The 11,835-nt window shown below is 58.3% G+C and carries 9 protein-coding genes; 5 read left to right on the top strand and 4 right to left on the bottom strand.

Annotated features, from left to right (window positions below):
* A partial coding sequence (locus VMJ32_17690) for a hypothetical protein (GenBank protein ID HTQ40856.1) occupies positions 1–438 on the top strand: 438 nt, incomplete at its 5' end.
* An 8-nt stretch (positions 439–446) separates the two neighbouring features.
* Here the strand turns inward: VMJ32_17690 and VMJ32_17685 are convergent.
* Complete coding sequence (locus VMJ32_17685) at positions 447–3,851, bottom strand: CHAT domain-containing protein (protein HTQ40855.1); 3,405 nt, start codon at positions 3,849–3,851, stop codon at positions 447–449.
* A 446-nt stretch (positions 3,852–4,297) separates the two neighbouring features.
* Here VMJ32_17685 and VMJ32_17680 point away from each other — a divergent pair, with 446 nt between their 5' ends.
* Together VMJ32_17680 and VMJ32_17675 are read left to right on the top strand one after the other, a co-directional pair.
* Positions 4,298–4,573, top strand: coding sequence for a hypothetical protein (locus VMJ32_17680; GenBank protein HTQ40854.1), 276 nt, complete (start codon positions 4,298–4,300; stop codon positions 4,571–4,573).
* Between the two features lie 443 nt (positions 4,574–5,016).
* The gene (locus tag VMJ32_17675; protein HTQ40853.1) at positions 5,017–5,400 is read left to right on the top strand and encodes a GlsB/YeaQ/YmgE family stress response membrane protein; all 384 of its coding nucleotides are present in this window, start codon (positions 5,017–5,019) and stop codon (positions 5,398–5,400) included.
* A 112-nt stretch (positions 5,401–5,512) separates the two neighbouring features.
* Here VMJ32_17675 and VMJ32_17670 read toward each other — a convergent pair whose 3' ends face one another.
* Positions 5,513–6,706, bottom strand: a complete 1,194-nt coding sequence (locus tag VMJ32_17670; GenBank protein ID HTQ40852.1) for a GNAT family N-acetyltransferase — start codon at positions 6,704–6,706, stop codon at positions 5,513–5,515.
* Positions 6,707–6,962: 256 nt separating this feature from the next.
* Here VMJ32_17670 and VMJ32_17665 point away from each other — a divergent pair, with 256 nt between their 5' ends.
* Positions 6,963–8,708, top strand: coding sequence for a DUF1549 domain-containing protein (locus tag VMJ32_17665; protein HTQ40851.1), 1,746 nt, complete (start codon positions 6,963–6,965; stop codon positions 8,706–8,708).
* Positions 8,709–8,827: 119 nt separating this feature from the next.
* Positions 8,828–10,141, top strand: coding sequence for a DUF1501 domain-containing protein (locus VMJ32_17660; GenBank protein ID HTQ40850.1), 1,314 nt, complete (start codon positions 8,828–8,830; stop codon positions 10,139–10,141).
* Between the two features lie 15 nt (positions 10,142–10,156).
* Here VMJ32_17660 and VMJ32_17655 read toward each other — a convergent pair whose 3' ends face one another.
* A complete protein-coding gene (locus tag VMJ32_17655; protein ID HTQ40849.1) occupies positions 10,157–11,434 on the bottom strand; it encodes a cysteine desulfurase in 1,278 nt (425 codons plus the stop codon).
* The gene (locus tag VMJ32_17650) at positions 11,415–11,834 is read right to left on the bottom strand and encodes an iron-sulfur cluster assembly scaffold protein (GenBank protein HTQ40848.1); all 420 of its coding nucleotides are present in this window, start codon (positions 11,832–11,834) and stop codon (positions 11,415–11,417) included. The genes VMJ32_17655 and VMJ32_17650 overlap by 20 nt, the downstream gene beginning before the upstream one ends.
* Position 11,835 lies beyond the last annotated feature (1 nt).

Here is an 11,835-nt window from a genome sequence, read left to right as displayed (position 1 = left end):
CTGAAAGACGACGCCCGAGTGATTCAGCTCAAGGCTGATCCGCACAGTGAAGCGCTGGCCGATTGGAATGCGGCGAATGCCAAGTTCAAAAGCGTTCTTTCCAGCTCGCCCACCTTCACGGTGGCAAAAAAACTGGAATATCGCAAAGGGGCCCTGGAAGATGTGCGCAAAGCCATTGCGCTTGCGCCCGACAACCCAGACAGTTGGGCCTGGCGCAGCTTTGGCGCTAGGGCGCTGGGCATTGAAGTTCAATTGGCTAAAGCTGATGTGCCGAAAGAAACCCTCGCCAAATGGGCCGCTGAAGCACGCGGCTGGATCGACGAAGCTGTCGACATGGCTGGCAAACGGCCCGATCTAGCCGATCAAATGACCAATCTGCAGCGACAGCAGCAAGATTTGGAAAACACACTAATGGCCAAAGGCCTGCCGCGGACATAACGAGGGGTTCAAGTCCCGCCAGGTTTCATCTCGCCAGTTTTTTGCGGCGCATTCAGTTCGGGAAGCGTAAGCGGCTTGGTGTCACCCGATTTTTCTTCGCCCGCTTTGGCGTTGCCCGATTTTATTTCGAACGATTTTGCATTCACGGCGTTCGCGTCGGCCGGTTGTGGCGGAACCGCAGGCGGCACGTTGGCAGACGGCGCATTGGCGGGATTTTGGGCGGCGGCGTTGTTGTCCGCTTTCTTCGTATCGAGTTTCATGATTTGTGGCTTGTTTTGCAACTGATCGATTTCTTGCGGCGTGGCCCCGCTATCGATCAACAAATATCCGGCCCAAAAAAATGGATGCTGCGCATTGATCGGCGGGGAGTCGGGCTTTAACCTGATGCGCGGCTCGCGCTGCGGATCCAACGGCGATTGGCTCACTAATTCCACGGCCCTTTGCCAGGCTTCGTCAGCCGCGGAGAAAGGCAGCTCTTGGATGAACTGCCGCACCAAATCCAACGCGGTTTGGCCGCCGGTTCGCCAGCGGCTGATTAAAATCGTTCGCGCGCCTGTGGCCATCAAACCGGTCGTCGCCAAAAACAAATCGTTGCCGGGCGTTGTGCCGACGGTTTTCAAACCGTTTTCCGCCGCCGTGTGAAAGCTGGGAAACACGAACACATCGGTATTTTTCCAAGGCAGTTCCAGCCACGTGCTCAGCGCACCCACGTTCTTGTTGTTTTTTTCCAGCGGCACCGGCGACCAATCGTACGGACCAGATTGCGGAGTCGTGGCTGGAATATCGTCCAGCACCACCACGCCGTCCAGCATCGCTCCCACCAAAGGCGAAATGGCAGGCAACGGAGCGTGCAGCGCCACCGCATGCGTGGCTGCGTGACGGATATCGTCCAGCGCCCCGGCGGTAAAATCCGCCGACTGACTGGGATAAAGCTTGCCGGCCACCACTCCCAAATCGGGCGCGGCTTTTCGCCCGGCGCGGTCGTTCATTGCTAGCCCCACCGTCGGCGCATAACGAATCCGCATCCGCGAAATAAGCGGAGTGTTGTCCTTCGGATCGCCCATCGGCAGAATGCCAAACGGCACGTACCACATCAGACCGTCAGGAACGATAATCAGTTCCTTAAACTCGGCATTGAAGGCGGTTTTGGGGTTACTGAGCGCCGAAGCCAGCACATCTTTGGCCGCCTGCTGCCACATCTCGTCGCTGAGCTGGGCTTCTTGCAGCTCGTGATTAGCGTCGTAATTTCCAAGTGCCTTCAACAATGCCACAGTCCGCTTTTCCAACAACGCAGGGTTGTCGATTTTCCACAGCGAGCTGCGGTCGCTGGAGTAAAATCCGCCGTACATAGCATGACTGGTGGCGAAATACGTTAGCAGCAGTTTGTCGCTGCCCAGGTCATGCTGCACTTGTTTCACGCTGCGAACAGGGGGAAATACGAAGTTGGCCGGCTCGCGCCGCACGGCAATCTCGTGCAAAATGTTTTCCTGCGTAGTGGTGAGCGCGGCCAGCTCGTTGAATTTGCCGCTCAGCGCGTGTTGGGCGTCGCGCGCGTCGGCAATGACGCCGGCTTGAGTAATGTCCGCACGCAGTTGGCGAACTTTGTCGGCTGCCTCGGCATATTTGGGGTAGCGAGTCAACAATTCCTGCCGCTGCAAAGCGGCCTGTTTGTCCAGCGTTTCCGGCGGCGCTTCCAACAGCCAGCGCAACGCCAACAGCCGGCCGCCAAACGGTTGTGTGCTTAAAAAACGATGCCGCCGAGCCAGATCTGAGATCAACAATGCCCCTTGCGCCGCGGCATCGGCCGACGTGGCCTGCTGCACGGCGATTTCCAACCAATGCTCAAAAGGCAACGGATGTGGCGTCGCCATCACGGCCAAACTTTCCAACGGTTGCATCGCCCAATCGGCAGGTGTCGGATCGCGCAGCATGTCGGCGTACAGCGGCATCGCCACGTGACGATCGTACCGACCGTTTGGATTGCTCACGCACAAATTGTCAGCCTGCCCGATTTGAAACAGCCATTTCGAACCGCCGTTTTTGTACCATTGCAAAGCGTTGTTAAACGCGGTATCGCCGGAGTTGATGGCCCCGGCTTGATATTGCGTTAACGCGGTCAGGAAATACAGTTGTGAACCGATTTCGCACATTCCCATGGTGCGGCGGCCGATGGTTCCGGTTGCGTCGCCCAATAGTGCGACCGCTTGTTGGCGATCACCCCGATCGGCCAGACTTTCCGCCGCCATCAGCAAGATCGTAGCTTCCAATTCGCGGGCCTTATTCCGGGCCCAACCCTCGGCCTGCGTAAGAAGCGTATCCAACGTAGCGACATCGCCGGCCAGAAGATGCGCCAAAAACAGTTTTTTGAATCCCTCGGTAATCACCGTGGCGTCGGAATAATCGTAGCCGGTATAAGTGGCTTCCTCGAAATATCCGCCGGCAGTTTTGTAATCGCCCGTCTCCATCGACAACTGTCCCAATTGCAACAAGGCCAACCCGGTCAATGGGTGATCGAACTGTCCTTGCATCAACAGCGAACGCTTGAGCAGCGCAATGGCCTGGCCCTCTTTCCCGGCCGAGTTATAGGCTGTGGCTTGCAACGCATCGAGCCACGCTTCCGACCAATGGTTGGGCGGGCCTTGTCGCCGGCTCGTCGTGGCTAGCACCTCGTCGGTCAGCGTGTCATGGGTTACCAGCGGCCCCAAAATTTCTTGGCGGCGCAGCATTGCCAGACACGTGCAACGCACGATTTCCTGCACGTTGATCGACAAATACATGGGTGGCGAAATCACACCGCCGCCGCGCTGCAACACTGCATTCAATTGATTGGGATCAAAATTGCCGACGCCAATCGGCAGGGTTTCTGGAATGCGCGCCGGGGCAGTCCCCCGGGTGCTTTTACCCCACGGCGCGCCGCGGGAAGGGCCCGAGGAACCCAGCGTGGGTGGAAATTGCACGCGCAGCATCCAATCCGAATTGGCCATGTACAATTGCAATGCTGCATTGAAGTTTTCCAGCGCGTCGGAATAATCGCCCAACCGGTAATCGCATTCGCCCACCATTGTGTAATCGCAAATGGAATCGAGCCAGCGCGTTTGCCCGTTCCGATAGGCGCCGCGCAATTCACGGGTATACTGATCCAGCGCGGTTTTGTAATCGCCGTCGTTGAGCGAATTGAATGCAATAAAATATGTTTGCGTGGGATACGAGCGCCCGCCCCCCATCGGAACTTGGGCTGGCGCCATGATGGGAACTTGCTGTACTTGGGCCCCGGCAGGAGTCGCTCCACAAGCCAGCAATGCTAGCGAAACAATGAACAGCAATGCCGCAGCGGTTGACACGGACCGTGCATGAAACGGCACGGGAACACGCTCTCGGGCAGGCACTCGCCCGCGCGCAAAGGAAAGCATCATGTTTCGCCTCCGCATAGATTCTGTCCCGACGGCAATTCTGTCCCAATTGGCCGATCAGGCGCTAAATTCATCATACCCCGGCTCGACAGCTTCCGCGACTAGTAGCCAATTCAGCCTTTTTCACCACGGAGACACGGAGACACAGAGAAGAATTGTTAATAGGAAGCCAGGAGAGCAAAACTGATGATGGCAAGCTCTATGCGATCCTGAATTCCTGGCGTCCTAATAAAGCTACCGCTGCCTGCTCTGTGCCTCAGTGTCTCGGTCGTTCAAATCTGCGTGCTAGCAGGTCCGATTTCCCAAATCGTTCGCAAGTTGGTCGCTTGGATAGACGATAACGATTGTAACGATTTTAGAATTTGCACCCGCTGGCAGAGTACGCCTGCCGCGGCCAGCAAATCGCTGCGCTTGAGGAATCCCCGCGCGAATGCCGCAGGAGGTGGTCGATGAATTCAATGTCAACCGCTCGCTTTTGGAAACACGCCTTGTGGGCCGTGGCCCTGGCAGGCTTTTGCGGACTGACTGGCTGCATGGGCACGTACTCCGGCCAGAATTTACCCAGCGGATATTATTTAAGCTCGCAAGTGCAATACTTTCCGCCGGGCAATCAGTTCCCTTTAACTAACGAAGCTGCGGCCCAAAAGGAATATCGCGAATCGCAAGAGCAGCAACAAGGACCACCGTCAACGCTGCCGCCGCCACCGGCCCCAGTGCAACAATAACGATATTGCAGCAAGACACAAGCAAATCAAATCTGCACCAAACACGAATTGAACTGCGGCTAAACCGCCGCACGATCCCAAATTACCAGTTCACCAAGCCTTTGGCCGAAAAAGCCCCAGGCGCCGGCTCGCAACCCTCGGGCTTCGAGCCGTACAAGTTTGTCGGACGTCGGCCAGGTTGCCGGTTTTGCCATCGAGCAATCGAAGGCAATTTCAACCCGTTGCCGGCGGCAGGGGGGACGACCCCTTCGCGCTGACGTCTGATCGGCGTCGCCCTTCGCAGGGCGCCCCATCGGACGTCAGCCGCGCTGAGGGAAATCTCCAAATGACGAATGCCTAAGCTCGAATGACTAATGAAAAATGGTTGAGACTCAACCTATTTGGTCATTGGGATTTGGTCATTGGTCATTCATTCGACATTCGAAATTCGTCTTTTGCGTTCTATGGCCGACGTTGAATTCTCCACCGCCGTGCAGCAGGCCGCCAACGAATTGTTGGTGTGGGTCGGCTTTGGCACGTTGGTGGGTTTGCTGGCCAAAGCCATTATGCCGGGACGCGACCCGGGCGGGACCATCGCCACGCTGATGATGGGCATCGGCGGCACCATCATCGGCTGCGGCATTTTGTCTTACTTTTCCGACCGGCACATCTCACCGATCAGTCCGTTAGGTTTTGCCGTCGGCACGGGTGGCGCGTTTCTGCTGCTGTTTTTCTATCGCTTGATGGGCGGATATTTCTTCCGCGAAGGCGTGACCGCCCCGCCCCCTGGCACCCGTATGCCTTTCTATCGCCGCGGATATTATCGCCGCGCGCGCTACGACGATTGATGAGCGTTACGAGTCGCGTTTGAAAAGTTGATGGCTCAGCCACAAAAACGGCTTCGACTCATCTTCAGTCCGTGCCCGGCCGGCACTGCATCCGATTAGGCGACGGCCAATCTCAACCCACCACAGTGGGTTGCGGTTCTGTCGGGCTCCAACTCAACCAGCGGCGGACGATCCGCTTCAGCCGCAAGGCCTGGGCACGCAAACGGACCGGATGGAAATGCGTGTAATGGTAGGCCGGGTGCAAGCGGGTGTACCAATAGCGTTTGCACTTCAGATAGTCGGGTCCCAAGTCGAACAGTTGATCGCCGCGCTGGCAACTGTCTTCGATCATTTTACCCATCAGTACGGTGCCGGCCCCTTCCTGGACGGCCGCTGGATCGTATCCGTTGCGGACGCCATACACCCAGTTACGAAATCGATAATTGTACGCAAACGCCACGGCCTCGCCGTCCAGCAGCAGCAAATTCACGTCGACCGCGCCGGCCCGGGCGGCCGATTCGTGGGTGGCGCGCAAATATTCGCGCACTGAGTCGTGCGAGAGTGTCGTGCCGCTGTTCGAATCGGCCTGCCAACTGCGCCGCGCCAATTCCACGCAGGTGTCGTACAAATCCCAGCGTGGGTCGCCATCGCCGTGTGCTTCTCCCAGCGGACGGTAACGCAGGTATTCCAGCTTGCCGCGCTCGGTAAGCAGCCGCTCGCAGCGCCGCAGGTTGCTTCGCCAAATCGATTTGCGTCCGGCCCAATATTTTTCCCAGCCGTCTTGCAGTTCGATCTGCGCCGAAAAGTGCCACACCTGGCTTTCGAATTTGAAACCGGCCACTTGCATGGCTTGCGGAGTTTGCCCCTCGTCGACTTCGTCCGCATCAACCCAGCGCAGGTCCAATAAATCCCAATCGCGCGCCGTGTGGCGAATGTGTTGCAAACCGGCGCGCAGCGTGGCGGCAGGGTGCGGGCCAATCGGTCCATAAAAACTGCCCCACCCGGCTAGCGGATAGCCGAGCACGCGCATCGGTCCCACACGGTACGGTTCGGTCGTTACGACGAGCGGCAAAATGCCAATCGGTTCCCGATCGGCTTCGACCAGCAGCACCCGTAATCGCTCCGGCCGGACACTAGTGTGCGCCCCGCCGTCCGACAATTTTTCGGAAGTATCTGCTATGCCATAGCCGTAAAACTGCCAATAAGTTTCCAACCAATCGAGCGATTGGAAAAAGGTCGCCCCGGCGGTCGAAGCCAGCAAATCTCTCCACACCGTCCGCAAATCGGCTAGCTGCTGCGGCGAATTGATTTCTCTGACGTGTAACATTTGGCTTATGGCGTAATGATTTGCGGCAATCTGGCGGATTCTTGAAATGCCCCTTGCGATGCCGGACGGGGACCGCAAACGGCTGCTTTCTTGTATCGAAATTGCAACTGATGTGGTTTCGGGGCAACCTCGGCTGTTACGGCCCGATAAGAAAGCATAGTTTCTAAGTTGGCCCTCGGAACTGCCGCGTAGCTTGCGGGGTTCAAATAAATGGCTGAGAATTAACGGTAGGGGCGTCTCTAATTCGCAAACTGCCATGCAAAAGCCAATTTTTGGGGTGGTTGCTGTCGCGCTGGTTTTGGTGACGTTGGGCTTCTCGCTGCCGGCAGCCGAATACAATACCTCGGTCAAGCAAACGCCGCTGATCAATTGGACGGGCAAGCCCGACCCGTTTTCGATCAGCAAAGACGCACCGGCGGCGCTGGCCAAGGAAATCGACAGATCGCTCACGGAAGATTTGGCCGCCGCCGACGATAGCAACAAAGTCATGACGTTCAGTCAACGCGCCGGCGACGAAGTTTTTCTGCGGCGCGTGTATCTGGACTTTATCGGACGCAATCCCACGCCGGACGAAGTAACGGCCTTCGTCCTCGATCCCACGGCCGATAAGCGCGACAAAGTAATTGTCAAGCTCCTGGATGATCCGCGCTTCGGTGAAAACTGGGGCCACTACTGGCGCGACGTGATGATGTATCGCCGCACCGACGAACGCGCTCTATTGGCCCAGCCGGCGCTCACTGACTATCTGACCGAGCAATTCAACAAGAATACGCCCTGGGACGAAATCGCTCGTTCCTTTATGACGGCCACCGGCGATGTCCGCGAGAACGGCGCCACCGGCCTCATCATGGCGCAAAACGGCAATACCAGCGACATCACGTCCGAAGTGTCGCGCATCTTTCTGGGCATCCAAGTTCAATGCGCAAATTGCCACGATCATAAAACCGACCGCTGGAAGCGCAACCAATTTCATGAGCTGGCGGCCTTCTTCCCGCGCATTGCGTTGAGGCCGGTGAAGTTGGACGACGAAAAGCGCAGCTTCGAAGTTGCCAGCAATGACCGGCCCTTCAAAATCACCAATCCAAAAGCGGCCAATCGGCCCGTCGGCAGTCCTGAGCATTACATGCCCGACTTGAAACATCCGGAATCGGAAGGGACCAAAATGCAGCCGGTGTTCTTTCTCACTGGCCAAAAACTTCCCTTCGGCACTCCGGATGCCGAGCGCCGCGAAACCATTGCCAAATGGATCACCGCGCCCACCGACGAGTGGTTTGCCAAAGCCTTCGTCAACCGCATTTGGGGCGAATTGGTGGGCGAAGGTTTATATGAGCCGATCGACGACATTGGGCCCGACCGCACTTGCACGGCCCCCAAAACCATGGATATTTTGGGCCACGAATTTGCCGACAGCGGATTCGACATCAAGCGATTGTTCCACATTATCGCCGATACCGATGCCTATCAGCGCGACAGCCGTTCGCGGCGGCTCCCCACCGATATGCCATTTGCCGCGAATTGTCCGGAACGCTTGCGCGGCGACGAAGTGTACGATGCACTCGTATCGGCGCTAGGAATCAACGACGATTTGCCGATGCTGCGCCTGGCGGCCACCGGAGGCGCTGGCGCGGGCGGAAAAGCTGCCGCCCTGCTCCGCTCGCCGCGAAATCAATTCGACCAGATCTTCGGCTTCGACCCCAGCGTGCCTAAAGACGAAGTCACAGGCTCCATTCCGCAAGCCCTGCTGATGATGAACGGCCCGCAAATCAATCGGGCCATTAACGGCTACCGCCCCGGCACCGGCCTGGGCCAATTGCTTTCGTCCACCACGGACGACGAGGCGGTCGCCACGGAGTTGTATTTGCGCTGCCTGGGCCGCGAACCGAACAAGACCGAATTGCAAACGTGCCTGACGCACGTCAAACAAAGTAAAAACCGCGCCGCAGGTTTTGAAGACGTCCTGTGGGCGCTGATCAACTCCACGGAATTTTTACAGAGAAAGTGAGAGAAAGTGTCTGATGATTAGGTGTCTAGTGTCTGGCGTCTAGTGCCTGGTAAGAAGAAATTCAACCCGGCTCCGGCACCATACCACCAGACACCATACCACCAGACACCCAAGCAGCCATGTCCATCCAACTTTGCCACTGCGTCACCGCCAAAGCACATAAACAGGGCGCCTTCGGCCGCCGCGATTTTTTGAAAGGCATTTCCGCTTCGGCGCTGGCCGGCGGATTAGCCGGCGGCTTATTGCACTGGACCGATTTGGTCACCGCCCAGGCCGCCGATTTGCGCAGCCGCGGAATGGCTTGCATTTTGCTGTGGATGCAAGGCGGCCCTAGCCAGTTCGAAACATTCAGTCCCAAGCCCGGCACGGCCACCGGCGGCGAAACCAAAGCCATCTCCACCGCCGTGCCCGGAATTCAAATTGCCGCCGATTGGCCTGCAGTCGCCAAGCAGGCTGGGGACATCGCCTTCATTCGCTCGGTCAACAGCCGCGAAGGCGCGCACCCCCGGGCACAACTGCTAATGCACACCGGGTATTTGCCCGTCGCCACGGTCAAGTATCCCACGCTGGGTTCGCTCGTGGCGCACGAAATTGCCGATGCGGCCGGGCAGTTGCCATCATTCGTGCGCATTGGCGGCGGGCGCGGTAGTGGCGGCGGCGGCGGATTTTTAGGAAATGAATTCGATCCATTCGACATTGCCAACCCCAGCGCTCCGCCCACCAACACCACGGTCCAGACCGACATGTCCCGTTACAACAGCCGGCTCGATTTGCTCGGCCAGTTGGAAATCGCGGCCGGCGGCGGCAAGCTCTCGCCCGAATCGGCCGAGCACCAAAAGCTGTACCAGCGCGCCGTGAAAATGATCACCAGCCCCGACATGAAAGCCTTCGATCTGTCGAAAGAAGACGATAAAACCCGCGCCGCCTATGGCGACAGCGCGTTCGGCTCCGGCTGCTTGCTGGCCCGGCGGCTGGTCGAGTCGGGCGTAACCTTTGTCGAAGTCCACTTGGACGGCTGGGACACACACCAAGATAATTTCGCCCGGGTGTCACGGCTCGCCGAGACGGTCGACAAGCCGTTTGCCACGCTGGTGGCCGATTTGAAGCAGCGCGGCATGCTCGACAAAACTCTTGTCGTGTGGATGGGCGAATTCGGCCGCACCCCCAACATCAACGCCAACAGCGGCCGCGACCATTTCCCCAAAGCGTTTAACGTGGCCTTAGCCGGCGGCGGCATCCGCGGCGGCCAGGTCATCGGCGAAACCGACGCCACGGGCAACGAAATCAAAGACCGCCCCGTCGCCGTGAACGATCTGTTCCAAACCTTCTGCAAAAGCCTGGGCATGAAGCCCGCCAAAGAAAACATGAGCCCCATCGGCCGGCCGATCAAAGTGGTCGACGGCGGCAAACCGGTGCAGGAATTGTTTGGGTAATCCTGGCGAAAAAGCCTACCTTCTTCTAAATACCCGCTTTGCATCCTCAAGCGCCGTCGCCAATGCATCGACTTCGGCCGGTGTGTTGTAAAAATAAAAACTGGCCCGCGCGGTGGCGGTTAGGCCCAACCGTTGGTGCAGCGGCATGGCGCAGTGATGACCGGCCCGAACGGCAATGCCATGCCGATCGAGCAGTTGCGCCACGTCATGGGCATGAATGCCCTCGACCGTGAAACTGACGATGCCGGAATGGTCCGTGGTCCGTGGTCCGTGGTCAGTTGTCTCTATCCGCGGGCCGAGCAGGCGGACGTCTTTGATCGCGGACAACACTCCTACAGCTCGCTGGGTGAGCAATTGTTCGTGGCGGGCAATGTTTTTCAGTCCAATGGCGTTGAGATAATCGATCGCCGCGCCCAACCCAATCGCCTCCACAATCGGCGGCGTGCCGGCTTCGAGCTTGGCGGGCAGTTCGGCCGGCTCAAAACCGTCTTTGCGAACGCGCCGAATCATGCCGCCACCGCCGAGAAACGACGGCATGGTCTCCAGCAATTCTCGCCGGCCCCACAGCACACCCACACCGGTTGGTCCCAGCATTTTATGCCCGCTAAAGGCGACGAAATCGGCCCCCAGCGCTTGAACATCGAGCGGCAAATGCGGGGCCCATTGTGCGGCGTCGACCAGGATTACCGCCCCGGCGGCATGCGCGCGCTGGGCAATTTCGGTCACAGGATTGATCGTGCCCAACACGTTCGAAACGCCGGCCACGGCCACCATTTTGGTGCGCTTGCCGAGCAGGTCGCCCAGCAAGTCAAGCCGTAGCCGACCGTCATCGCTGATCGGTAGCCACCGGACAGTCGCGCCGGTGCGGGCGGCCAATTGCTGCCAGGGGACAATATTGGAATGGTGCTCCAACTCGGTGAGCAAAATCTCGTCGCCCGTCTTCAAATTGGCGTCGCCCCAACTTCGTGCCACCAGATTGATGCTTTCGGTCGTGCCATGCGTGAAGATCACCTCTACCAGCGCCGGGGCATTAAGAAATGCGCGAATTTTTTCGCGGGCCGCCTCGTACAAATCGGTCGCTTGTTCACTCAGCCAGTGAATGCCGCGATGCACATTGGCGTAACGGGCCGCGTACACGTCCACCATGACGTCAATCACTTGGCGCGGGCGCTGGGTGCTGGCGGCGTTGTCGAGATACACAAGCTGCTTGCCATCGGGACGGCGGGCCGTGAGGATCGGAAAATCCTGCCGCAGCCGCTTCGCGTCGATGGTTTCAAGCGGTTTGGTGCTCATCCGCATTCCCGTGATTGGACGGTCGGGGTGAAAACAAGGCGCTTTGCAGCACGCGCCAACCGAGAAGACAGCATTTTTGACGATTGGGCGTCAGCCGCGCCGCAAACAAACGGAGCATATCTTCGCCGCTAAAATGCTGAATTTCTGCCAGCGACTTGCCTTCGACCGCCTGCATCAGCATCGAGGCCGCCGCCTGGCTGATGCAGCAGCCGCTGCCGTTGAACCACGCCTGGCGGACGCGATTATCGGCAATCGTCAACTCCACCCGCACTACGTCGCCGCACAACGGGTTGTCGTCTTCATGGGCATGCGTGGCCGCCGGGCAATGGCCGCAATGATAGGGCCGCTCGTAATGATCGAGAATGTGTTCCTGATATAACTCGTCTTGATCGCTGGCCATA

Source organism: Pirellulales bacterium (assembly GCA_035499655.1).
Taxonomy (GTDB): Bacteria; Planctomycetota; Planctomycetia; order Pirellulales; family JADZDJ01; genus DATJYL01.
This window is presented reverse-complemented; position numbering and strand designations above follow the sequence as displayed.